19 protein-coding genes and 1 pseudogene are annotated in these 23,785 nt (G+C 64.5%); 3 read left to right on the forward strand and 17 right to left on the reverse strand.

What is annotated here, in order from left to right:
- From glyA to ACO2Q4_RS20990, 6 genes and pseudogenes are all read right to left on the reverse strand, one after another.
- A pseudogene (glyA, locus tag ACO2Q4_RS20965) lies at positions 1-146 on the reverse strand (serine hydroxymethyltransferase); the annotation flags it as partial.
- Between the two features lie 20 nt (positions 147-166).
- Entirely contained in the window at positions 167-2,824 is a 2,658-nt protein-coding gene (locus ACO2Q4_RS20970) for a phosphoenolpyruvate carboxylase (RefSeq protein ID WP_423321700.1), read from the reverse strand.
- Complete coding sequence (locus tag ACO2Q4_RS20975) at positions 2,824-3,798, reverse strand: 2-hydroxyacid dehydrogenase (protein ID WP_311761087.1); 975 nt, start codon at positions 3,796-3,798, stop codon at positions 2,824-2,826. The genes ACO2Q4_RS20970 and ACO2Q4_RS20975 overlap by 1 nt, the downstream gene beginning before the upstream one ends.
- Positions 3,799-3,807: 9 nt before the next feature.
- Positions 3,808-4,689, reverse strand: coding sequence for a succinate--CoA ligase subunit alpha (sucD, locus tag ACO2Q4_RS20980; RefSeq protein WP_311761086.1), 882 nt, complete (start codon positions 4,687-4,689; stop codon positions 3,808-3,810).
- Complete coding sequence (locus ACO2Q4_RS20985) at positions 4,689-5,885, reverse strand: malate--CoA ligase subunit beta (protein WP_311761085.1); 1,197 nt, start codon at positions 5,883-5,885, stop codon at positions 4,689-4,691. Before ACO2Q4_RS20985 ends, sucD begins: the two co-directional genes overlap by 1 nt.
- A 24-nt stretch (positions 5,886-5,909) precedes the next feature.
- Positions 5,910-7,157, reverse strand: a complete 1,248-nt coding sequence (locus ACO2Q4_RS20990; protein WP_423321703.1) for an aminotransferase — start codon at positions 7,155-7,157, stop codon at positions 5,910-5,912.
- Between the two features lie 183 nt (positions 7,158-7,340).
- On the opposite strand from ACO2Q4_RS20990, the gene ACO2Q4_RS20995 reads away from it, so the two are divergent.
- The 3 genes from ACO2Q4_RS20995 (at position 7,341) to ACO2Q4_RS21005 (ending at position 10,339) form a co-directional block, all read left to right on the forward strand.
- Entirely contained in the window at positions 7,341-8,024 is a 684-nt protein-coding gene (locus ACO2Q4_RS20995) for a response regulator transcription factor (RefSeq protein ID WP_311761083.1), read from the forward strand.
- A gap of 84 nt (positions 8,025-8,108) precedes the next feature.
- Positions 8,109-9,083 carry an HpcH/HpaI aldolase/citrate lyase family protein gene (locus tag ACO2Q4_RS21000; RefSeq protein ID WP_311761082.1) on the forward strand — a complete coding sequence of 325 codons (975 nt, stop codon included), beginning with the start codon at positions 8,109-8,111 and terminating at the stop codon, positions 9,081-9,083.
- Positions 9,080-10,339, forward strand: a complete 1,260-nt coding sequence (locus tag ACO2Q4_RS21005; RefSeq protein ID WP_395135507.1) for a glycerate kinase type-2 family protein — start codon at positions 9,080-9,082, stop codon at positions 10,337-10,339. The genes ACO2Q4_RS21000 and ACO2Q4_RS21005 overlap by 4 nt, the downstream gene beginning before the upstream one ends.
- Before the next feature lie 70 nt (positions 10,340-10,409).
- Here the strand turns inward: ACO2Q4_RS21005 and ACO2Q4_RS21010 are convergent, their stop codons facing one another.
- From ACO2Q4_RS21010 to ACO2Q4_RS21060, 11 genes are all read right to left on the reverse strand, one after another.
- Complete coding sequence (locus tag ACO2Q4_RS21010; RefSeq protein WP_311761080.1) at positions 10,410-11,075, reverse strand: TerC family protein; 666 nt, start codon at positions 11,073-11,075, stop codon at positions 10,410-10,412.
- 405 nt (positions 11,076-11,480) lie between these two features.
- Positions 11,481-14,144: a molybdopterin-dependent oxidoreductase gene (locus ACO2Q4_RS21015; protein ID WP_423321706.1), complete on the reverse strand. Its 2,664-nt coding sequence runs from the start codon at positions 14,142-14,144 to the stop codon at positions 11,481-11,483.
- Between the two features lie 9 nt (positions 14,145-14,153).
- On the reverse strand, positions 14,154-15,002 hold the full coding sequence (locus tag ACO2Q4_RS21020; protein WP_423321708.1) for a formate/nitrite transporter family protein: 849 nt from the start codon (positions 15,000-15,002) through the stop codon (positions 14,154-14,156).
- A gap of 11 nt (positions 15,003-15,013) precedes the next feature.
- Positions 15,014-15,346, reverse strand: a complete 333-nt coding sequence (gene nirD, locus ACO2Q4_RS21025) for a nitrite reductase small subunit NirD (RefSeq protein WP_311761077.1) — start codon at positions 15,344-15,346, stop codon at positions 15,014-15,016.
- A complete protein-coding gene (gene nirB / locus ACO2Q4_RS21030; protein WP_423321710.1) occupies positions 15,343-17,772 on the reverse strand; it encodes a nitrite reductase large subunit NirB in 2,430 nt (809 codons plus the stop codon). Before nirB ends, nirD begins: the two co-directional genes overlap by 4 nt.
- A gap of 14 nt (positions 17,773-17,786) precedes the next feature.
- Entirely contained in the window at positions 17,787-18,995 is a 1,209-nt protein-coding gene (locus ACO2Q4_RS21035; protein WP_423321712.1) for an MFS transporter, read from the reverse strand.
- Between the two features lie 316 nt (positions 18,996-19,311).
- Positions 19,312-20,487, reverse strand: coding sequence for an ABC transporter substrate-binding protein (locus tag ACO2Q4_RS21040; protein WP_423321714.1), 1,176 nt, complete (start codon positions 20,485-20,487; stop codon positions 19,312-19,314).
- Positions 20,478-21,068, reverse strand: a complete 591-nt coding sequence (locus ACO2Q4_RS21045) for an ANTAR domain-containing response regulator (protein WP_311761073.1) — start codon at positions 21,066-21,068, stop codon at positions 20,478-20,480. The genes ACO2Q4_RS21040 and ACO2Q4_RS21045 overlap by 10 nt, the downstream gene beginning before the upstream one ends.
- A gap of 140 nt (positions 21,069-21,208) precedes the next feature.
- Positions 21,209-21,985, reverse strand: a complete 777-nt coding sequence (locus tag ACO2Q4_RS21050; protein ID WP_395135500.1) for an ABC transporter ATP-binding protein — start codon at positions 21,983-21,985, stop codon at positions 21,209-21,211.
- The gene (locus ACO2Q4_RS21055; RefSeq protein WP_423321717.1) at positions 21,972-22,796 is read right to left on the reverse strand and encodes an ABC transporter permease subunit; all 825 of its coding nucleotides are present in this window, start codon (positions 22,794-22,796) and stop codon (positions 21,972-21,974) included. Before ACO2Q4_RS21055 ends, ACO2Q4_RS21050 begins: the two co-directional genes overlap by 14 nt.
- Before the next feature lie 12 nt (positions 22,797-22,808).
- Positions 22,809-23,777: an aliphatic sulfonate ABC transporter substrate-binding protein gene (locus tag ACO2Q4_RS21060; protein WP_423321718.1), complete on the reverse strand. Its 969-nt coding sequence runs from the start codon at positions 23,775-23,777 to the stop codon at positions 22,809-22,811.
- Between the last annotated feature and the right edge of the window lie 8 nt (positions 23,778-23,785).

The raw sequence follows: 23,785 nt of genomic DNA on the forward strand, positions 1-23,785 counted from the left end.
ACCGCCCGCGAGACGATGTTCTCGGACGCGATCAGCTCGATCTCGTCGCGCTGGCGACCCAGCTCCTGCCGGATCGCGCCGAAAATCTCGGGGTCCCGGCTGTCCAGCGTCTCGGTGAAGAATCCGGCAGGCTTGATCTGGTTCATGCATTCTCTCCCATGATCGGTTATCCGGTCCAGCCGAGCGCGGCCGAGATGCAGTTCATCGTCTGCATCAGGGCGACCGGCACGCCTTGTCCGGGTTGATTGCGATTGTCGCGCAAAAGCTTGATCTGCAGGTCGTGGACGCGGTCCAGTTCGGCGCGCACACGCTCGAACCGCGCCGACATGTTCGGGAAGCGCTGGCCAATGGCACCGACACCGGTCAGGAACATGACCGCCGCGCAGCTGTCTTCGTATTCCTGCCGGATGCGTCCAAAGATGTCGCGGCCGGATTCGGCATCCAGAACCAGCGCGCGATAGCGGGCGGCGACCTCCATGTCGGCGTGAAACAGCGACTTTTCGGTTTCGTCCACAATCAGGCGGAAGACGCGGGATTCCTGGAACATGCGGCGCAAAAGCGCGTCGCCCTCGGCCTGGCGAAAGCGCCGGAAAGTCGCGATGGCCGAGCCGAAACCATACCAGCCCGAAATCAGATGCCGGTTCTGCGACCAGGCAAAGACCCAAGGGATCGCCCGCAAATCGTCCAGGCTTTGCGCGCCGAAACGGCGGGCCGGGCGCGAGCCCATCTTCAGCATGGTCAGTTCCTCGACGGGACTGGCCTGGTTGAAATAGTCGATGAAGCCGGGCCTGCCCAGCAATCCGCGATAGGCGGTGCAGGACATGTCGGACAGCGCTTCCAGCGTATCGTTGAATTCCGGGTGCACCGGCTCGACCGCGCTTGCAAGGGACTGGGCCATCACGGATGAGGCCAGCAGTTCCAGCTCATACTGAGCGGTTCCGCTGTTGGCGAATTTGGAGGAGACGACCTCGCCCTGCTCGGTCGTGCGCAGCCGGCCATTGACCGTGCCACTCGGCTGGGCGGCGATGGCGCGTTCCGTCGGCGCCTGCCCGCGGCTCACCGAGCCGCCGCGACCGTGGAAGAAGATCGGCAGCAGCCCATGCGAGGCCAGGACCCGCGCGATGCTGCGCTGCGCCTTTTCCAGTTCGCGGCTGGCGCACAGGAAGCCGCCATCTTTGTTGCTGTCGGAATAGCCCAGCATGATCTCAATGCGGCGGCCTTCGGATTCCAGGCTGCGGCGGGCGATCGGAACGCGGAGCAGCTCTTCAAGTATCGCGGGTGCGGCGCGCAGATCCGCGATGGTCTCGAACAGCGGCACGACGCGCAGGTCCAGCCGCTCGGGGCCAAAACCGGCGTGGCGCGCCAGCAGGAACACCCCCAGCAGGTCATCACAGGACCGGGTCATCGACAGGATGAACGGCCCGATGGCCAGCGGGTCCGCACCGAAACGGACTTCGCGCATCAGGGCCAGCAGGTCCAGCAGCTCAACCGCCTCGGGCGTCAGACGGTCACGATCCAGGCCGGGCAGTTCGTCCTGCGCAAGCTCGGCCCGCAGGCGCCGCGACCACTCCTTGCTGCCATAGTCCGGCGACGGTCCCGACAAGCCCCAGATCGAGGCCAGAGCGCGGGTCGTCACCGACGAGTTCTGTCGTATGTCCAGCGTGACGGTGCGAAAGCCGAACACCTCGGCCTGCCAGCGCAAGGGCCGGATCAGACGCTCGGCCAGCCGGTCGGCGCCGATGCTGCCCAAGGCCGCCTCGATCTTGCGCAGCTCGGCGATATAGTCCCGGACATGGGCATAGGCCGGGCCATCCGGGGTCGCCGAAATGCGGCGGCCAATGGCGCTGAGCGCCTGGCGGAACAGTTCTCCCGGATTGCGGCGCGCCTGATCCGGGGGCAAGGGCGCCGCGTCGATGATCGATTGCAGGCTGTTCCGGGTCTGGACCGACAGGCTGGAAATGGCGCTGCTGATGCTGAGCTGGCGTGCCGCCACCTCAAGCCCCTGACGATAACGGTCCAGTGCAGCCTGCCGCGACAGGCCAAGCGCGGTGCGGGTGGTTTCAACCGTGACATGCGGATTGCCGTCGCGATCCCCACCGATCCAGGAATGAAAGCGAACCAGCGGTCCAGCCTGATCGGGCAGGCCGTGTTCGGGCGCCACCGCGTCCCGGAAGCGCCGCACCAGATTGGGCACGGCGTCGAACAGGCTGTCGCGAAAGAATTGCAGGCCCCATTCGATCTCATCGACGGGGGTTGGGCGCTGGCGACGCAGTTCGCCGGTCAGCCAGAGCAGGTCGATCTCGCTTTCCAGATCCTCGATGATCTCGGCCCTTTCAGCAGCCCCCCGCTGGTTTTCCAGCGCGGCAAGCAAGCGAGAGATGCGCCTGTGGATTTCAAGAACGGTGACGCGTTTGGCCTCGGTCGGGTGCGCGGTCAGGGTCGGGCCGACGCAAAGGCCCTGAAGACCGCGCCAGAATACCTCGGGCGACATCGGGGGACAGGCGTCCAGCACGCGGGCAAAGCTGCCCTCGACCGCGGCAGGACCCTCATGCTCCTCGACCAGGCGGCGAGAGCGGATGGCGATGTTCTCGTCTATGATCTTCAGCAGGTGGAACCGGATGTTCAATGCCTGAAGGCAGGCTGTCACGTCCCGGCTTTGCGAAAGATCGCCCCCCTGCCCCGACAGAAGCGGCAGAATTCCCGGCGCGCGGCGGGAAATCACCTTGCGCCACAGCGTGTCCATCTCGGCCCGAAGCCTGTCGCCATAGGTGCATGGCGTGTCTTCCGGCGGGCGGGGTCCGATGCGTTGAGCCCCGCCCTGCATCAGTTCACCCTGTCGCGCGGGCGGCGTCCTGCAAAAAAGTCCTCAAGGTTGTCGATGACCCGAAAGCCCATGGCCTCGCGCGCTTCACGGGTGGCGCTGCCCAGATGCGGCAGCATCACCAGCTTGTCGCAGTCACGTAGGCTGGGATTGATGCGCGGCTCTCCATCGAAGACGTCCAGCCCGGCACCGCCGATGGCGTCGAACCACAGCGCCTGGGACAAGGCGGTCTCGTCCACGACCTCGCCGCGCGCGGTGTTGATCAGGAAGGCATCGGACCGCATCATCCCCAGCCGCCGCGCATTGATCAGGTGCCGGTTCTCGGCCCCGCCCGGACAGTGAAGCGAGATGAAGTCGCAAAGCGGCATCAGCTCATCCAGGCTGTCGACCTGCGTGGCATTGCAGCGCGCCAGCACCTCAGGTGCGATCGGGCTGCGGTTATAGGCCAGGATTTTCATTCCAAAGCCGTGATGCGCACGCGCCGCCATTTCCTGGCCGATGCGGCCATAGCCCACGATCCCCAGCGTCTTGCCAGAAACCTTGGTGCCGACAAGATGGGTTGGCCGCCAGCCGGTCCATTTCCCGGCCCGCAACTCACGCTCGCCCTCGCCGGCGCGGCGGGCGACCATCAGCAGCAGGGTCATCGCCAGATCGGCGGTGCATTCGCTGAGCACGTCGGGCGTGTTGGTCAGGACGATGCCATGCCGGTTCACCTGCTCCAGATCGACATGGCTGTAGCCTACGCCGAAATTCGCGAGGATCCGCGTCTGAGGGCTGTCGACCTCCAGCGCGGTGGGGCCGATCTTGTCGGTCACGGTCGGCAGGATGGCATCATACTCCCGCATCGCGGCCCGAAAATCCTCGGGCCGCATGGGGGTGTCGTCGGTGTTCAGCCGCACGTCGAAGATCTCACCCAGGCGCGCTTCGACGGCCGCCGGCCAGCGGCGCGTTACAAGGACTCGGGGTTTTGCTGCCATCACTGCCCCCTATTGCATGACGCGGGCGATGGTTTCGCCGATCACGGCCGGATTCTCGGCCATGGTCACGCCCGCCGCTGTCAGGATCTCGACCTTTTCCGAAGCGCTTTCCCCGAAGGCAGAGATAATCGCACCGGCATGGCCCATGGTCCGCCCCTTGGGGGCGGTCAGCCCCGCGATATAGGCCACCACCGGCTTGCTGATATGGTCGCGGATGTATTCCGCCGCCTCGGCTTCCTGCGGACCGCCGATCTCGCCGATCATACAGATGATGTGGGTCTCGTCATCCTTCTCAAAATGCGCCAGCACATCGCGGAAGGACGAGCCGTTGATCGGATCCCCCCCGATCCCCACGCTGGTCGAGACACCAAGCCCGCGCTCTTTCAGCTGGGCGGCCGCCTCATATCCCAGGGTGCCCGAGCGACCGATGATGCCGACATTCCCCGGCAGATAGATATGGCCCGGCATGATGCCCAGCATTGCCTTGCCGGGGCTGATCGTACCGGCGCAGTTCGGCCCGGTCAGGATCATCCGCCGCTCCTTGGGATAGCGGTACATATAACGTTTGACGCGGATCATGTCCTGGGCCGGGATACCGTCGGTAATGCAGACGCAGTAGCGGATGCCCGCATCGGCGGCCTCCATGATGCTGTCGGCAGCGGCGGGCGGGGGCACGAAAACCAGCGTCGCCTCGGCCCCGGTTTCGGCCACCGCCTCCTTGACGGTGTTGAAAACCGGCACCCCTTCGACTTTCTCGCCACCCTTGCCGGGCACGACGCCCCCGACGACATTGGTGCCGTAATCCAGCATTTCCTTGGTGTGGAAGCGGGCCATCTTGCCGGTGATGCCCTGGACGATCACACGGGTTTCGCGTTCAAGGAAAATGCTCATCAGACCACCTTCAGGTTCGGGTTGCGTTTCGTGTCCGCGCGCCATGCCTGCACGGCGCGTTCGGCAGCCTCCATCAGGGTGGTGGCGCGGATCAGCGGCAGGCCGCTTTGCGCAAGGATCTTCTGCCCTTCCTCGACATTGGTGCCGGCAAGGCGCACGACGACCGGCACGTCGATCGGCTCATCCCTGAGCGCGCGTACGATGCCTTCGGCTACCCAGTCGCAGCGGTTGATGCCCGCGAAGATGTTGATCAGGATCGCCTGGACGTTCTTGTCGGACATGACCAGCCGGAACGCGCGAGAAACACGTTCGGGCGTGGCGCCGCCGCCAATGTCCAGGAAGTTCGCAGGCTCTCCGCCCGCCAGCTTGATCGTGTCCATCGTCGCCATCGCCAGGCCCGCGCCGTTCACGATGCAGCCGATATTGCCGTCAAGGCCGACATAGGACAGGCCGTGATCCGCAGCGCGGGATTCGCGCGGGTCTTCCTGCGACTTGTCGCGCAGCTCCATGATCTGGGGATGGCGGAACAGCGCGTTGTTGTCGAAGGCCATCTTCGCGTCCAGCGCCAGCACGCGGTCATCGCTGGTCAGGACAAGGGGGTTGACCTCGACCATGGTGGCGTCCAGTTCGCGCAGGGCGCGATAGCAGCCGCGAAGCGTGCGCACCATCTGCTGGATCATGCCCGGCTTGATGCCCAGGGCGAAAGCGATCTCGCGGCACTGGAACTCTGGCAGGCCGACGGCGGGTTCGACGACCGCGCGGATCATGCTGTCGGGGCTTTCGGCCGAGATGTCCTCGATCTCCATGCCGCCTTCGCTGCTGGCGATGATCATGACGCGCTGCGTGGCGCGGTCCAGGACGAAGCCCAGATAGATTTCGCGGGCGATGGGGACCGCAGCCTCGACATAGACGCGGTAGATGCCCTTGCCCTCGGGACCGGTCTGATGCGTGACAAGCTTCTGCCCGAACATGTTCTCGGTCACGGCCTGGATTTCGTGGTCGCTGTCGCAAAGCTTGACGCCGCCCGCCTTGCCACGCCCGCCGGCATGAACCTGCGCCTTGACGACCCAACGCTCGCCGCCGATTTCGCGTGCCCGATAGGCGGCCTGTTCGGGACTATAGGCCAGCGCGCCCTGCGGGATGCCGACGCCGAACTGGCTGAGAATTTCCTTGGCTTGGTATTCGTGAATATCCATTTTCGCCTCCTCCCAAAGGCGCGCTTATTCCGCCGCGACAGCCGCCTGATATTGTTCCTCGAGCCGTTCACCGATCTGCTTCATGTCGATCCCGGCCCCCATCTCGTTCATGGCGCCGACGAAGCGCGTGACGATGTCCGTGATGGCGCGCTGGTTCAGCAGGTTCAGGATGCCGATCCGCACCTGCACCGGTTCGGAAAGCGTCGGCCAGATGCCAAAACCCTTGGCCCGGCAGGCTTGCACCAGTTCCATCTCGCGGCCCTTCAGGCTGTCCGGCAGGTTCAGCACGACCAGCGATGTCATGTTCGACGTGACCTTGCAGCCGGCCGCCGTCACCGCGTCGCGCAGCGCCGCCTCGTGGAAGGCATAGGACTTGGCGCGGCCCGCGACGGTCTGTTGCAGCGTGATGCGCAGGGCTTCGTGGAAAGCGGCCACCGCATAGGCGCTGTGGGTGCGGTGATAGACGCCCTTTTCGGCATCCTTGCCATCGATGATGCCCCAGTGACGCGCCTCAAGAATGGGGTGGTGCACGAAGGTCCGGCAGCCCGTCTGGCGCAAGTTCTGGATATAACGGTCGGTGAAGGACACCGGCGCATAGGTCAGCGGAAGACAGCAGATCCCCTTTTGCGGACAGGAGGCCCAGCCATCCACGCCGGGATAATCGTCGATGCGGAAATCTTCGACCCCCAGGGAGGACACGGCATCGATCAGCCCCATCACATCATACGCCTGGCAGGCATCCGAGAACCCGCGCAGATCGTTGATCCGACCCGAACCGGTTTCCCAATGCGTCATCGCCGCCCATTTCGGCTGGTGCTTGGCCAGCGCCGCCTGAACGATCTCGCCGGTGACAGACTGCCCATGCGGCACCGAAACGACAGTGACCGAAGCCGGTTTCGGGTCCAGCGGGCTCGCCGCCAGTTCCTCGGCCGTCGCGGCCTTCATCCGCAGCGTAAGCCCGTCGACGCCCGAGAAGGTGCCATTGACGAAGACCACGACCTTGTCGCCGGGCAGCACGGCGCTGAACAGGCAGTCCAGCCCGCTCCACCCCGTTCCGGCGACGCCGAAGGTGTGGACGTTCGCGGTGCCCATGATCTCGCGCAGCATCAATTTGCTTTCGACCATGCCGCGCAGCACGTCGGCCTGCATATGGTCGGCCATGCCTGCGCTGGCAAAGCGCTGCAGCACGCGCGGGTCCGTGTTCCCCGGACCGGGACCGGCCGCAATGGTGTCGGGAATTTCAAGCTGCGGAAAGACGATCACTTCAGCCATGATGTTTCCTGTTGATTAATTATCTTTAACAAAAGGAAACACCTCTCGACAAATCTCACAACGGAAGATTACCCTGCCTTCGGGTATCCTTTCGGGTGGGCATTTTCCCACCCGCACGAGCAGGCCCAAAGACGTTTTGCGCTAGCTTCCGACTTTCGACCTAAGCCAAAGGGTGCCAATTCCATGATCCGAACCGTCCACAGTCTTGAACAGGCCGTGACTATCGCCATCGCGGACAGCAATCCGCTGGTCATGTCGGCGATGTCCGAACTGTTTCAGCGCGACTCGCGATTCTCTCTGCTGGCGACCTCGGCTTCGGCCGAAGGATTTCTCGCGAATGTCTCGCGCGTGCCGGCACAGGTCGGGATCATCGACTGGGCACTGCCCGCAATGGGTGGGGCCAAGCTGCTGGGCCTGTTGCGCGAACAGGCCGACGCGCCGCGGATGGTGATCTATGGCCAGCAATCCACTGACGTGCACCTGGCCGCGTTGGCGGCGGGGGCGGCGGGATTCGTATCGCGCAGCGACCCGGTCGAGACGCTACTGGACACCTGCATCGCGGTCGCCGCGGGCAAGATGGTCTTTCCCTATCTGGACGTGCGCGAGTTGCAGCGGAACCCGCTTCAGACCCTGTCGCGACGCGAACTGGACATGCTGGCGGCCTTGTCCAAGGGACTGACCAATCGAGAATTGTCGCGCGAACTGGGCATCACCATGAACACGGTAAAGTTCCACCTGTCGAACCTTTACGACAAGCTTTCGGTGAAAAGCCGGGCCCAGGCGATCGCCTTCTACTACTCCAATCGTACGGGTGGAAAACTGTCGGAAACCGGTGAACACAGAGAGGGTGCCGAAGGCGAAAGATGACTTCTGGGAAAATTATTTTCTTGACCGGAAAGCATTGCCGCCTTTTTCTTGAGCACATTCCCTTTCCGGCAGGAGCATCTGGCCATGAGTTTCTTCTCCGTCGAACAAGCCCCCGCACGCCTGAACCGCAGCGAACTCGCGGTGCCCGGCAGCCAACCGCAAATGTTTCAAAAGGCAGCGGATTCCGCCGCCGACGTGATCTTCCTCGACATGGAGGACGCGGTCGCCCCGGATGAAAAACCGCAGGCGCGCAAGAACATCATCAAGGCCCTGAACGAGATCGACTGGGGCAACAAAACCATGTCGATCCGAATCAACGGCCTCGACACGCATTACATGTATCGCGACGTCGTGGACGTGGTCGAACAGGCCGGTGAACGACTCGACCTGATCATGATTCCCAAGGTCGGGACCGCCGCCGACGTGTATGCAGTCGACATGATGGTGACCCAAATCGAGGACGCCAAGGGCTTCAAGAAGCGCATCGGCTTCGAGCACATCATCGAGACCGCGCTGGGGATGCAGAACGTCAGCGAGATCGCCGCTGCCTCGAAACGGAACGAAAGCCTGCATTTCGGCGTCGCCGACTATGCCGCCAGCACCCGCGCCCGCACGACGGTGATCGGTGGGGCGAACGAGCACTACTCGGTCCTGACCGATGCGGATGCCAACGGCGCCCGCAATGTCCATTGGGGCGACATGTGGCATTACGCACTGTCGCGCATGGTCGTCGCGGCGCGCGCCAATGGCCTGCGCCCGGTCGATGGTCCCTTTGGCGACTTCTCGGATCCCGAAGGCTACAAGGCCGCCGCCTATCGCGCCGCCGTGCTGGGTTGCGAAGGGAAATGGGCGATCCATCCCAGCCAGATCGCGCTGGCGAACGAGGTGATGAGCCCGTCGACCGCCGAAGTGGAACGAGCGCAGCGCATCCTGGACGCCATGGCCAAGGCCGAGGCCGAGGGCAAGGGCGCAGTTTCGCTGGACGGACGGTTGATCGACTATGCCTCGATCCGGCAGGCCGAGGTGCTGGTCCAGAAGGCCCGGCAGATCGCCGCGTGAGCAATCACGTCCGTGACATGCGGGCCATGGCGCAGCGGCTTTACGGCTGCGCCATTGCGGCCGCTGACCCGGCGCTGGCGGTGCGAAGGCACTTCCAGCGCCACCCGGACCCCGACGATGGCGGTCGCAGCCATCTGGTCGCGATCGGCAAGGCCGCCCCAGCAATGCTGGCCGAGGCGATGAACCATGTCCGCAATCCGGTCTCTGCCCTGGCCGTAACGCATCGCGGAAACGAAGCGACGGTTCCCGGTGCGGTCGTCCTGACCGCGGGCCATCCCGACCCGGACGAGGACGGGCTGGAAGCCAGTCGCCGGATCATGGCCCTGCTCGCCAGCGCCACTGGTCCGCACGATCGCGTCTATGCGCTGATTTCGGGGGGCGGCTCGGCCCTGGTTCCCGCGCCCCGCGCGCCGCTGACGCTGCAGGACAAGCAGGCCGTTACCGCGATCCTGCTGGCAAGCGGGCTTGATATTTCCGCGATGAACCTGGTCCGCCAACAGCTTTCCGAACTGAAGGGCGGCGGCTTGTTGCGTCACGCAGCCCCCGCCGCCGTGGTCGGCCTGATCCTTTCGGATGTCATCGGGGACGACCTGGCAGCGGTCGCCTCGGGGCCGACCTCGCCGCCGCTGGGGGACCGGCAGGCAGCCCGCGCGCTGCTTTCCGGCAAGGGGCTTCTTCAGGATCTGCCCCTGCCCGTCCGCGACCTGCTGAGCACCCCCGCAGAACCCGACCCGGTGCCCCAAGCGCGGAACTATCTGGTCGGCAGCAACGTGATCTCGCTTCGCGCGATGCGGGACGCCATCGCCCCGGGATGGGCCGGCCGGATCGTCAGCGATCAGCTGGTCGGAGATGTCGCCGATGCCGCAGAACGGATCGTTTCCGCCGCCCGGCAGGCACCGCCCGACCGGCCAACTGCGCTGATCTTTGGCGGCGAAACGACGGTAACACTGCGAGGTGACGGCAAGGGTGGCCGGAACCAGGAACTGGCGCTGCGCGTCGCGCTGGGGATGCGGGGGTGGAGCGGCCTTTGGACCTTCATGTCCGCGGGAACCGACGGGCGGGATGGTCCAACCGACGCCGCCGGCGCGATCGTCGATCCTGGCACGCTGGACCGGATTGCCGCGGCAGGGCTGGACGTTCAGAGCCTGCTTGCAAACAACGACAGCCATGCCTGTCTGTCGGCCGCAAATGATCTGCTTGTCACCGGGGCAAGCGGCACCAATGTCGCCGATGTCCAAGTCATGCTGATCAACTGAAGCCTCAGACCGGGGCAAGTGTGGCCCCCGCGATATGCCGCGGGGACGATTGGCTTCGGGTGCGCCCCTGTCAGTGCGACGACAGCGCGTGCTGGATCAGCGGCGACAACTCATGTGCGCCGTCCCAGATCATCTTCAGTGCGACGTAAAGGATGATCGCAAGCCCGACATAGGCGATCCAGCGCTGACGGTTCAGAAGCCGCGCGATATAGCTGGCGGCAAGGCCCATCAGTGCGATCGACAGGACAAGACCGACGACCAGCACCGTCATGTGCTCGCGCGCGACGCCGGCGACGGCCAGCACGTTATCGATGCTCATCGAAACGTCGGCAATGACGATCTGGGTCACGGCCTGCATCAATGTCTTTTGCGGCGCTCCGCCGCCGACAACGCCATCCTGGTTCAGGTCGCGGTCCGCCAAGGCCTCTTCCGCGGCATGTTCTTCGGCGGCATTGGCCCGCAATTCGCGCCACATCTTCCAGCAGACCCACAGCAGAAGCAGACCACCGGCCAGCAGCAACCCGACGATCTGCAGCAACTGCGTCGCCATGATCGCGCAGATGATCCGCATGACGGTGGCGACTATGATGCCGATGAAGATCGCGCGACTGCGCTGCTCTTTCGGCAGACCGGCCGCCGCAAGTCCGATGACGATCGCGTTGTCCCCGGCCAGGACCAGATCGATCCCGATTACCGCGAGCAGGGCGCTCAGCCCCTCGGGTGTAAAGATTTCCATGACGTTGATAGCACTTTCAGTTGAGGCGGTGACAAACGGGAAATTGATAACTGGAATGAGGTCGGCCGTGTCAAGTTGATCTGCTTCCCGTTTCTTAACCGCCCCCAAGTCTGGATTCTGCAGTGCCGGTTGCGGATAGTGTTTGCAACCTCGATTCTGGTGAGGATCGGCGTTGCGGCGATGCACGGCCTGCCCCGCTGCGCTAGTTGCCTGTAATGCCGGCATGGGCAGGAAACCGGAATCGCAGGGGTCAAGCCCGTGATGCGACCGGTCAAGGCAAGTACCTGTCCATGATCGGAACAGCCACAGCTGTTGGAGTAGGACCGCGGCTTGGGCGAAAATGCGCCGCCTTCTGCGCCCGACATGGCGGGTGGCGCGCGTGCTGCCCGGCTCGGGAAGCTTGGATCAATCCGCGCCGACGCAAAGCCTTGGGGGTTCCGCCACCTCGTCGGTCTCCGACCCGCTCAGCTGGGCCGCGGCCATAAGCGCCCGCAGCTCTGGCCGGCACGACCCGCAATTCGTCCCCGCGCGCAGGGCCGTGCCCAGATCTTCAAGGGACACAAGCCTCTGGCTCGCGATGGCGCGCAGGATGGTGTTCGCGCCGACCCCGAAACAGGCGCAGATGATCGCGCCTTCATCTGGTTTGTCCGCGCCCGGCCTGCCCGCCAACACCTCTGGCCCACAATCCGCGCCAAGCGCCGAAGAAAGATGCGCACGGGAAAGCGCCACAGGCTCACGAGAGACGAAAAGCGCAGCCTGAAGCCGCCCGTCCGCGACATAAGCGAGGCGCAGGATACCCTGCCGGGGGTCGCTGACGACCAGTGGCGCGATATCAAGGCCGAACATCTCGCGCCCTTCGGCCAGCCAATCCACCGGTTTACGGGACGAGGCAAGTTCGACCTGCTCGCCCCGGTCAAGCGTGGCGCGCGCCCAGTACTCGCACCGCGGCTGCACCGGTCGGGTCGATACCGCATAGCCATGCCAGGCGGCCACGAAGGGCCGAATGGCGACGGGCGCAGATTTCAGCGCCGGCTGTCCCGAGACGGGATCCGTCAGTGGCGGCAGCAGCGCGCCGATGCGCCCCGCGGGCGCGGTCTCTCCGGTCCAATGGATCGGCGCAAAGGGATGACCCTGCGCCACGCGCTCGGTGACAAGAACCCGCAGAATGGCGCGGCCTTGCGGGCTTTCCACCTCGGCCAGCGCGGCGGGGGTCAGGCCCAGTCGGGCCGCGTCTAGCGGATGCAGTTCAAGAAACGGTTCGGCCAGATGTCGGGACAGGCGTGGAGAAAGGCCGGTCCGCGTCATCGTATGCCATTGGTCGCGGATGCGCCCTGTATTCAGGCGGAACGGGTAGTCCTGGTTCAGCGGCTGAGGGTCACGGGGCGTGACGGTAACCAGCCGTCCGCGACCGGACGGCGTGTGGAAACGGCCATCTCCGAAGAAGCGGCCACCCTGCTTCCCAGCCCCCTGTGGCCAGAGAAATGGCTCCAGCCGGTCATAATCCGTGGTCGAGATATCAGCATGGGCCGAGATGTCGAAGTCGCTGCCCAGCCCACCCGCGATACCGGACAGCGCCGCGTGCTCAGCAAAAACTTGCGCGGGGCCGCTCCACGCAAAGGCGTCGGGCCAACCCATCCGGCGGCCCACCTCGGCCAGGATGCGCCAGTCATCTCGCGCCTGCCCTGCTGGCGGCATGAGACGGCGCTGACGACTGATGCGGCGTTCGGAATTGGTGACCGTACCGTCCTTTTCGCCCCAGCCTGTGGCGGGCAGCAGGACATGCGCCAACCGCGAGGTATCGGTCTGCGCCGCCGTTTCGGAAACGACCACAAAATCGCAACCGGCAATCGCCCGCGCGACCCGGTCCGCATCGGGCATCGAGGCTGCCGGATTGGTGCATATGACCCATAGCGCCTTGATCCGCCCCTGCTCGACCGCGTGAAACATGTCGACGGCCTTCAGGCCAGGACGCTCGGCCATGCCGGGTGCGCCCCAGAAGTCGCGGACAGCCCGGCGATGGTCGGGGTTCTCGATGTCCAGGTGGCAAGCCAGCATGTTGGCAAGACCGCCCACCTCACGTCCGCCCATGGCATTCGGCTGGCCGGTGACGCTGAATGGGCCCATACCGGGCCGACCGATGCGCCCGGACGCCAGATGGCAATTCAGGATCGCGTTCACCTTGTCGGTGCCGCTGTCCGATTGGTTGATCCCCTGTGAATAGACAGTGACCACCTTTTCGCTGCCGCACCACAGGTCGTAGAACTGCCGCAACTGGCTGTGCGCCAACCCCGTGGCCTGTGGCGAGACCGCATTTGCCGCGGTCAGCGCATCCTCGAGGTTATCGATGTCATCACGGCAAATGATTGATCTGCGCGACAATTCTGACAGCAGCAGGTTGAACAGAGCGGCATCCGAACCCGGCGCGGGTCGCAAGTGCAGGTCCGCAATGTCGCAGGTCGCGGTGCGGCGCGGATCGATCACCACGACGCGCAGTCCGGGCCGCTTTTCCTTTGCGGCCGCAAGGCGCTGATACAAAACAGGGTGGCACCAGGCAAGGTTTGAGCCGACCAGCACGACCGTATCGGCCAGCTCGAGATCCTCGTAAAGCCCCGGCACGGTATCGCTGCCAAAGGCGCGCCGGTGCCCCGCGACCGAAGACGCCATGCAAAGACGAGAGTTCGTGTCGATGTTCCCGGATCCGATGAATCCCTTCATCAGCTTGTTGGCGACATAGTAGTCTTCTGTCAGCATCTGACCCGAGACGTAGAAGGCTATCGAATCCGGGCCGTGGCGGGCGATCGTCTGCGCAAAGCGGCGGGCGACAAGGTCCAAAGCCTCGTCCCAGGTGGCAGCCCGCCCGCCTATCAGCGGCGCGAGCAGGCGACCGCCATGCCCGACCGTCTCGCCAAGGGCCGATCCCTTGACGCATAACCTGCCCAGATTGGCCGGGTGATCGGGGTCGCCCCTGACACTCAGGCCACCCTGACCATCAGTACTTGCAAGCACCCCGCAACCAACGCCGCAGTAGGGGCAGGTCGTGCGGATTGTCGGTTTCGCGGGATGCGTCATATCCAACCCTCACTCGGCGGGGACAGCCAAAGGTTGCTCATCCGCCGTATCCGGGATGCGCGCGGGTGAGGTTTTGTAGTGGGTCGCATAGATCATTGCGCCGACAAAGGTCAGGCCGCCGACCATATTGCCCAGAACCGTCGGAATTTCGTTCCAGATCAGGTAGTCCATGATCGTGAACTTGCCGCCCAGCAGCAGTCCGGCGGGGAACAGGAACATGTTCACGATCGAATGCTCGAACCCCATGTAGAAAAAGATCAGGATCGGCATCCACATCGCCATGATCTTGCCCGAGACGCTGGTGGACATCATCGCCGCAACGACCCCGGTCGAGACCATCCAGTTGCACATGACGGCCCGCACGAACAGGGTCAGCATCCCCGCCGCGCCATGGGCGGCATAGCCAAGCGTCCGCCCCTCGCCGATATGGCCGATCTTCTGGCCGACCTCGTTCGGAGCCTCGGAAAACCCGAAGGTCACGATGATTGCCATGAATACGGCGACGGTGAAGGCACCGGCGAAATTCCCGGCGAAGACCAGCCCCCAGTTGCGCCATAGCCCCTTCATCGTCACGCCGCGGCGGCGGTCGATCAGCGCGAGCGGAACAAGCGTGAAGACCCCGGTCAGAAGGTCGAAGCCCAGCAGGTAGAGCATGCAGAACCCGACCGGGAACAGCAGCGCGCCGATCAGCGGATTGCCCGTGTTCACCGTAACTGTCACAGCAAAGGCGGCGGCGAGGGCGAGGATCGCGCCTGCCATATAGGCGCGGATCAGGGTGTCGCGGGTGGACATGAACACCTTCGCCTCACCAGCGTCGACCATTTTCTTCGCAAAATCAGAAGGATTGATGTAAGACATGATATGACTCCTCAGGCTGCCCGGCGGGCCATCAATTCGGCGCTGATCAGGATGCGGCCATTTTCGACGCGGATCGGATAGGTGCGGACGGCGCCTGAATCTGCGCCCTGCGCCTCACCCGAATTCATGTCAAAGACCCAGTTGTGCAGGGGACAGGTGACGCGATCGCCATGGACGATCCCTTCGGAAAGCGGGCCGCCCTTGTGCGGGCAGCGGTCGTCTAGTGCAAAGACCCGATTATCGGCGGTGCGAAACACCGCAATGCAGCCCTGCTGCGTTTTCACCACGCGCGCGCCCTGCTGGGGCACATCCGAAAGCGCGCCGATATCGATGAAACTGGTCATTCGGCTGCCTCCAGCGTCAGGTCTGCAAGGGGGCCCCATTTGGGCGTTTCGGCGGGGGTGGACAGCTCGGCCCAGGGGTCGGTGCGATAGACCGACTGGCTGATCTCGAAACGCTCGACCAAGGCCTTGCGGTTTTCCAGATCATCGACGACCTGCGCCTTGATCCAGTCAAGACCGACCTTGCCCATCCATTTCCAGAGCCGGTCCAGATATTTGCCGTTCTCACGGTAAAGCTGGGTCACGGCCAGGATGATCTCGATGGTTTCTTCCTCGGAGGGGGTCGAGGCCAGATGCTCGGTTTCCTTGACCTCCATCCCCGCCGCGCCGCCGATCGATATGTTGTAGCCAGAGTCGACGCAGACGACGCCGATATCCTTGCAGGTCGCCTCGGCGCAGTTCCGAGGGCAGCCGCTGACGCCGAGTTTCAGCTTATGCGGCGTCCAGGAACCCCACATGATCTTTTCCAGCTTGATGCCAAGCCCGGTCGAATCCTGCGTGCCGACGCGACAGAATTCCTTGCCGACGCAGGTTTTGACCGTGCGCAGGCCCTTGGAATAGGCGTGGCCCGAAACAAGGCCCGCTTCGTTCAGATCGGCCCACATGTGCGGCAGGTCTTCCTTCCTGACGCCCAACAGGTCGATGCGCTGACCGCCGGTCACCTTGACCATCGGCACGTTGTATTTGTCGGCGGCATCCGCGATCGCGCGCAATTCGTCCGGAGTGGTCACCCCACCCCACATGCGCGGCACGACGGAATAGGTGCCGTCCTTCTGGATATTGGCGTGGTTGCGTTCGTTGACGAAACGCGACTGCCGGTCGTCCTTGTACTCCAGCGGGTATTCGGCCAGCAGGTAATAGTTCAGAGCGGGACGGCAGGAATGGCAACCGCCGACCGTCTTCCAGCCCAGCTCCTGCATGACGGCGGGAATGGATTTCAGCCCCATTGTCTTGATCAGGCGACGCACGTCCTCATGCGTGTGATCGGTGCATTTGCACATGCCGGCAGGGGCGTCCTGCACCTCGCCGCCCAGAGCAAAGGCCATGATCTGTTGCACCAGCCCCGTGCAGGTGCCGCAAGAGGCGCTGGCCTTGGTGCAGGCGCGCATCTGGTCCAGCGTGCAGGCTCCACCCGCGACCGCGTCCATGATCGAACCCTTGGAGACGCCGTTGCAGCCACAGATCTCCGCCTCAGGCGGCAAGGCTGCAACGGCCGCCATAGGGTCCAGCTTGGACCCTCCCTGGAAGGCGGGGCCAAAGATCAGGGTCTCGCGCATCTCGCTGATGTCGGTTGCGTCCTTCATCAGCCCATAGAACCAGCTGCCGTCGCCGGTCTCGCCATACATGACGGTGCCGATGATGCGGTCGTCCTGCAGGACAAGGCGCTTGTAGATGCCACGGCCCGGATCGCGGAAGACGATGTCCTCTCGGCCCTCGCCTTCGGCAAAATCGCCCGCGCTGAACAGGTCGCAGCCGGTGACTTTCAGCTTGGTCGCGGTCTGGACCGGGGTGAATTCGGCGGCGTCACCCAGCAAGGCTTTCGCCAGTACCTTGGCTTGGTCGTAAAGCGGCGCGACCAGCCCGAACAGCTGCTTGCGATGTTCGACACATTCGCCCAAGGCGAAGATATGCGGGTCGCTGGTGCGCATCGCGTCATCGACGACGATGCCGCGCTCGACCTCCAGATGCGCGTCATTGGCAAGGCGGGTTTCCGGACGGATACCGACAGCCATGCAGACCAGATCGGCGGGATAGACGGTACCGTCTTCCAGCAGCACGGCCTCGGCGCGGTCCGTGCCAAGGATCGCCTTGGTCGCACCCTTGCAATGGACGGTAATGCCGCGCTTCTCCAGATCCTTTTGCAGCAGATAGCCTGCGGCGGGGTCCAGCTGACGCTCCATCAGGTGGCCCATCAGGTGAATGACGGTGACGCGTGCGCCGCGTGCCGCCATCCCTGCCGCGGCCTCAAGACCCAGCAGACCGCCACCGATCACGACGGCATCCTTGCCCGCCGTGTCCATCATTGCCTGCGTATCCTCGAGGTCGCGATAGGCCACGACGCCGGGCAGGTCCTTGCCGGGGACAGGTATGATGAAGGGGGCCGAGCCGGTCGCGATGACCAGCGCGTCATAGGGCGCGCCGCCCTTGTTCGAGTAGACGATCCGGCGCTTGCGGTCGATCTTGACCACCGGCTCGCCAAAGCGGCAATCAACGCCGTGCGCGGCATACCAGTCATCGTCATGCGTGACGATCTGCTCATAGGTCTTTTCGCCCGACAACACCGGGGACAGCATCAGGCGGTTGTAGTTCCCGCGCGGCTCGCCGTTGAACAGGGTGACTTCGTAGGCATCCGGGGCGGCGTCGAAGAGCTGTTCGAGCATTCTGCCCGAGGCCATCCCGGCGCCAATGACCACTAGCTTCTTTTTCATGGCCTGGTTTCCTTTCAGGCGGTTTGCAGGGCGGGGGCGCGGTTCAGTCGGCGGATCGAGACATGCATCCAGGTCAGGCAAGCGGCGACGAGCAGGAACAGGACCGCAAAGCAGCTGGACCACAGCCCGGTCGTGTCCCTCAGCCAGCCGAACAACAGCGGCAGGACAAATCCGCCCAAGCCACCGATCATGCCGACCAGCCCGCCGACCGCGCCCACGTTCTGGGGGTAATAGGTCGGGATGTGCTTGTAGACCGCCGCCTTGCCGAGGCTCATAAAAAAGCCGAGGACAAAGATGACCGCTAGGAAGACCGGCGTCGGAACGCCCGTGGGAATGGCAAGGATCGCGGTCGCCAGCAGCGAAACGGTCAGCGTCCAGTACATTACGGTCCGGGCACCGATCCGGTCCGACAACACCCCACCATAAGCGCGGAAGATCGAGGCGGGGATGGAATAGGCCGCCCCGACCATGCCCGCCGTTTTGACCCCGAAGCCATAGACCCCGATCAGGTAATGGGGCAGCCAAAGCGCCAGCGCGACAAATGCCCCGAAGCTGAAGAAATAATAGGCCGAGAAGCGCCACACCTGCAGGTTTCGCAGCGGTGCGGATTCGGCCTTGAGGCTGCGCAACGGGGCGCGGGTGCCGCGTCGCTGGACGGTCACCGGGTCATCCTTGCTGAAGACCCAGAACAGGACCGCCGTCAGCGCCAGCGCACCGGCCCAGATCTGCGCGGTCGCCTGCCAGCCCCAGGCCAGCATGACGAAGGGGGCCAGGAACTTGGTGAACGCCGCACCGACATTGCCGACGCCGAAGATGCCAAGCGCGGTGCCCTGCCTGCCCGCGGGATACCAGCGCGAGACATAGGCGACGCCCACGGCGAAGGATCCTCCGGCCAGGCCGACACCAAGCGCGGCCAACAGCATTTGCGGATAGGTGGTGGCCCCGCTCAGCAGGAAGGTCGCGCAAGAGGCGGCCAGCATGGTCAGGGTATAGACGCTGCGCCCACCCATCCGGTCGGTCAGGACGCCCAGGATGATGCGGACCAGTGACCCGGTCAGGATGGGCATCCCGACCAGCAGGCCGAATTGCGTCTCGGTCAGGGAAAGCTCTTCGCGGATCTGGATGCCGATGATCGAGAAGATCGTCCAGACGGCAAAACAGACAACGAATGAGGTGGTTGAAAGACTCAGCGCGCGGCTGGCATCGTCGGTCGAGGCGGACATGGGTGCTCCGATGGCAAAACTGGGGTGCAGTGGCTGTCGGAAAGCGATGAACAAAGAACGTGCCGCCAAAGGGCGAACAGTCACGGCGTCAACACTTTCGGGGATTCCGCGTCCTCGCGGGATCAGTCATGCCGCATCTTTGCGAGCGGGCCGGTGGCGCGCCATTGCGCCGGGCCATGACCAAAAGATGTCAGCATCGCGGCATCGCAGCAAGCTTTCGCGCCATTGCAGCATGGCGCGCGCATATCGGGCATCTGATCGACACGGAAATTGCGCGATTTCGCGGCAAACTGCCCGGCGAACGATCAGCCCTAGGTCAGGGCGCCGCCGGGGGTTCGAATGTGAAGCCGTCGAAGAAACGGTCGGCGCGCAGAATCATCTGCCCCTTTTCCGCCGGGACGATACGATCTTGCGACAGCGCCCCTTCAAGCCGCAGGGACGCGCCCGGCAGCGCGGCGCCAGCAGGACGCAGATGTTGGCGGTAAAGATCGGTGCGAAAATGCGGCATCGCGCGCGCCATCGCCTTGGCCACGTCCAGCCCGCGACGCCGCGCGATCCTGTCCGCGATCATCGCCGCAATGCTTTTCCACGGAAAGCTGGCCGCTCCGGCGTGAAAGGCGATGAACCCCGGTGCCTCGCGCAACTCTCCACCCGAGGCGACCATCAGCCTGCCGGCGAAGCCCCGCTCTGCCAGTTCAGGGGGCAGGTCCAGATAGGCGGGACGCGACAGGATTTCAGATGCAAGGGCGCGGTGGCCGAGTTCGTCCAGCCAGCGTCCGGCCCGCCACAAGGCCCGCATCAGCGCGCCAGTCTCGTCCGGGCGGGTGTCGGCAAAGTCGCGGCGCAGGACCAGTCCTTTTTCCGGCGCCGCCGACCAGATGGCCGCGCCGGGCAGAAGCAGGGCTGCGCCACCGCTGTCGACGGCGAATGAGGCCCAGGGTTCGCCCACGCAAAAGGCGTCCACCTCGCCCGCGGCCATGACCTCGGCCATCTTGGGGGGCGGCACGGTCACAAGCTCAAGCTCGGCCGCGCCAAACCCGCTGGCCAGCAGCCAATGGCTGACCAGCTCCAGCTGCGTCGAAAACGGAAACGGCACACCCACGCGCAACCGGCCCGGCACGACCCGACGCAGGGCACGGCCGGCGGCCAAGGCATCCGCGAAATCGAAAGGATGCGCGATTGCCCGCAACTGCTGCTCGATCCGGTTGTTGACGGCGATGGCCTGACCGCCCTGCGACAGGAACATGACCAGGTCGAAGGCCGGCAGATCCGGACCCAGCCCCAGCGCCTGTCCGACAGGCATCGGCACCAGCATATGTGCCGCGTCGATCAGCCCCGCCCCCAGCATGTCGCGGCTTTGAGCCCAGGCCGTCAGGCGGACCAGGTCCAGCTGCAACCCCTCTTCCGCGGCAAAGCCCATTTCCTGCGCAATGACCAGCGGGGCCGCATCGATCAGCGGCAGATAGCCAAGGCGCAGCCGGGTCAGCGGCATGTCAGCAGCCCCGCCGCCATCACCAGTTGCTGGGCGATGTCGGCCACGCGCTTGCCCTGATCCATCGCGGTCTTGCGCAGCAGCGCATAGGCGGCCTCTTCATCGATCCCGCGCGCTTTCATCAGCACTGCCTTGGCGCGGTCAATGATCTTGCGCTCTTCCAGCGCGGCGCGGGTTGCGGCCAGTTCCGTGCGCATCCGCTGGAACATGTGGAAGCGCGCAATCGCGGCGTCCAGGATCGGCTTGATCCGGTCGGGGCGCAGCCCGTCCACGACATAGGCCGATACACCCGCCTCAATCGCGGCGCGGGTCAATTGCTCGTCCGAGCGGTCGACGAACATGGCGACCGGTCGTTCGGTCGGGCCAGAGGCCAGCGCCAGTTCCTCAAGAATGTCTCGGGAGGGATTTGCAAGATCGATCAGCACGACATCGGGCCGAAACTCGGCGATCTGGCGGGCCAGACCGGTTTCCTCGGCGATGATGCGGATGTCATGGTCACCCAGTTCGCGCAGCCCGTCGACAATGGGCAATGCGCGTTCCTTGTCGGGTTCGACGATGACGATCGTAAGACGCTTTTCCATGCCCGGCCCAGTGGATCCGCCCCCGCCTTGCCATTCCCCGTGTGTCAAAGGCAACGCAGGGCAAGGCGCCAAGGATCCGATCCCGCTGCACTGCCGCATCCTTGTGCAGAGGTTGCGACGGTGACGGATTTCAGGGCAGATCAGGCGGCGAAGATCGCGTCAACGATCTCGGCCTCGATAGCGGCGATTTCGGCGCTGCCACGCCGCACGGGGCCGACGCGCAGGATATCGACGCGGTGCAGGATTCCGCCCTGCCCCAGCACGATAACCCGGTCGGACAAGGCCACGGCCTCGGCCACGTCGTGGGTGACAAGGACGGCAGTGAAGCCCGCTTTGGCATGCATGTCGCGGATCAGGTTCTGCATGGTCAGCCGCGTCAGCGCGTCCAGCGCCCCCAATGGTTCGTCAAGGACCAGCAGCTTCGGGTTACTGACCAATGCCCGTGCCAGCGCGACGCGCTGACGCTGGCCGCCGGACAACTGCGCGGGCCAATCCCCTGCCTTGTCGGAAAGCTGGACCGAGGCCAGAGCGCCTTCCACCGCCGTAGGATCGGGCCCTTCGCGCAGGCCGACCGCGACATTATCGGCCACTGAGGCCCAGGGCAGCAGGCGCGGTTCCTGGAACATGATGCGCAGGCGGTCTCCGGCCCGTTCGGCAGGCACTCCGTCCACGGTCACGCTGCCAGTGGTCGGGCGGTCCAGCCCCGCGATCAGGCGCAGCAAGGTGGACTTGCCGCAGCCGCTTTTCCCGACGATCGACACGAACTCGCCCGGCCGAACCTCAAGGTCGAGGTTGTTCAGGACGCGGTTCCCGTCGAAGCTGCGCGAGACATTCGCCAGCCTTACGGTGACGCCGGTATTCTCGCGCAGCATTGGCGGGACCGGGATGTCGCGGGGCAGGATGTTAACGGCCTGCATAGGCGGGGCTCCATTGCAGCGCGCGGCGTTCCAGCGCGCGGGTCAGCGTATCGGCAAGCTTGCCAAGTGCTGCGTAAAGCAGGATCGACAGCACGACGACGTCCAGCACCATGAATTCGCGGGCCTTCATCGCCATGTAGCCAAGCCCCGACGAAGCCGAAAGCGTTTCGGCCACGATCAGCGTCAGCCACATGATCCCCAGCCCATAGCGCAGCCCGACAAAGATCGAGGGCAGCGCTCCCGGCAGCACGATCCGCCGGAACAGTTGCCGCCCGGTCATTCCATAGGCCCGGCCCATCTCGATCAATTGCGGATCGACATTGCGGATGCCGTAAAGCGTGTTCAGGTAGATTGGAAAGAATACTCCCAGCGCGACAAGAAACAGCTTCGCGCCCTCGCCAATTCCGAACCACAGGATGACCAGGGGGATCAGCGCCAGGTGCGGAATGTTGCGGACCATTTGCAGGGTCGAATCCGTCAATGTCTCGCTAAGTCGGGAGACGCCGTTTCCCACGCCCAAAGCAAAGCCGATGCCGCCCCCGACCAGAAGCCCGGCCAGCGCGCGCATGGCCGAAACGCCCAGATGGGTGAGCAACTCGCCCGACAGCGTCATTTGCACCGCGGTCGACAGGATCGTCGACGGGCGTGGCATGATCGTGTCCGCGATCAGGCCGGTCGCGCCCGCGATCTCCCACAGTGCAAGGATTGCGGCCGGAACGGCGTAAGGCAGCAGGCTTTCCGCCTTGGGAAGCCGCGGCCGCCACCCCGCGCTGGGATCCCGGGCGGGACCAAGGCTGTCAGTCAGACTCATCTGCTATCTCCGTCAGCTCGAGGTTTGCGGGGTCCAGACCACCGAAGCGATGTCAAGCTGGCGGGGAATGATGCCCAGCTTGTAGAATTCGTCAGCGACGCCCTGTTCATAGGTGACGTGCCGGTCCTCGACGAACCCTTGCTTGCCCAGATCGGCGCCCTTGCGGGTCAGCGCGCGTTCCAGAACCGCCTCGCTTAACCCCGTTTCCATGGCGAAAGTCTTGATCGTGGCGGGCAGATCGGCCTGGCCCTGCTCACCAACCTGACGGATCGTCTCGACCACGCGGCGAACCAGAAGCGGATTGTCCTTGGCGTAATCCTTGTTCGCGGAAAAGAAGCCGTAATCCGGCTCGACAATGGCGGTCGTCTGCAGGACGCGAGTGTTCGGGCGTGCTTCGGCCATCGCGAAATATGGATCCCAGATCGCCCAAGCGCCAATCGCACCGGCATCGAAGGCGGCAATCGCGTCTGGTGGCGACAGGTCCTGCGGCTGGATGTCGTCCAGCGTCAGCCCGGCCGTCTGAAGCAGCTTGATCGTCGCATAATGGGCCGAGCTGCCGCGTTTGAAAGCGACCTTCTGGCCCTTCAGGTCCGCAAGCGACTGAATGGCCGAGTCCTTCGGAACCAGGATCGCATGGCCTTCACGGGATCCTTCGCTTGCCCCCACGAACACCAGGTTGCCGCGCGCCGCATGGGCGAAAATCGGCGGGACGTTTCCGGTATAGCCGAAATCCAGTGCCCCCGCCGACAGGGCCTCAAGCAGCGGCGGACCCGAGGTGAACTCGGACCAGCTGACGGAAACGCCCTGATCGGCAAAGGTCTTTTCGAATGCCCCGGCCCCCTTCACCAGCCCCAGAAGACCACCTTTCTGCCAGCCGACGCGCAGCTTGGTGGCGGGTGCTGCCCGCAGCAGGCCCGGGGTGGCCAGCGCCGCCAGCCCGAAGCCAAGCGCCGTGCGGCGCGTGAATGTCGTAAAGGTCATGGGCTTTG

Origin of the sequence: Paracoccus sp. KR1-242 (assembly GCF_049446195.1) — a bacterium.
GTDB classification, from domain to species: Bacteria; Pseudomonadota; Alphaproteobacteria; order Rhodobacterales; family Rhodobacteraceae; genus Paracoccus; species Paracoccus broussonetiae.